The organism is Campylobacter sp. 110 (genome assembly GCF_002383965.1).
GTDB classification, from domain to species: domain Bacteria; phylum Campylobacterota; class Campylobacteria; order Campylobacterales; family Campylobacteraceae; genus Campylobacter_D; species Campylobacter_D coli.
Genome location: NZ_NXBD01000046.1, coordinates 1 through 417, shown reverse-complemented (window position 1 = coordinate 417; position 417 = coordinate 1). Strand labels below are relative to the sequence as shown.

1 pseudogene is annotated in these 417 nt (G+C 31.7%); it reads left to right on the top strand.

From position 1 onward, the window contains the following. Nucleotides 1-417, top strand: a pseudogene (locus tag BGS43_RS06595) (methyl-accepting chemotaxis protein); the annotation flags it as partial.

The following is a 417-nucleotide window of genomic DNA, read 5'->3' as shown; positions in this document are numbered from 1 at the left end:
GTAAAAGAAAGTGTTGAAACTGTAGGAGTAGTAGAAAGTGGTAATCTTACTGCAAGAATTACAGCTAATCCTAGAAATCCACAATTAATAGAACTTAAAAATGTTCTAAATAGACTTTTAGATGTTTTACAAACTAGAGTAGGATCAGATATGAATGCTATTCATAAGATCTTTGAAGAATATAAGTCTTTAGACTTTAGAAATAAACTCGATAATGCAAGTGGTAATGTTGAAGTAACTACTAATGCTTTAGGAGATGAAATCGTTAAGATGTTAAAACAAAGTTCAGACTTTGCTAATCACTTAGCCAGTGAAAGTTCTAAACTTCAAAGTGCAGTTCAAAACCTTACTTCATCTTCTAATTCTCAAGCAGCTTCTTTAGAAGAAACTGCAGCAGCTTTAGAAGAGATCACTTCT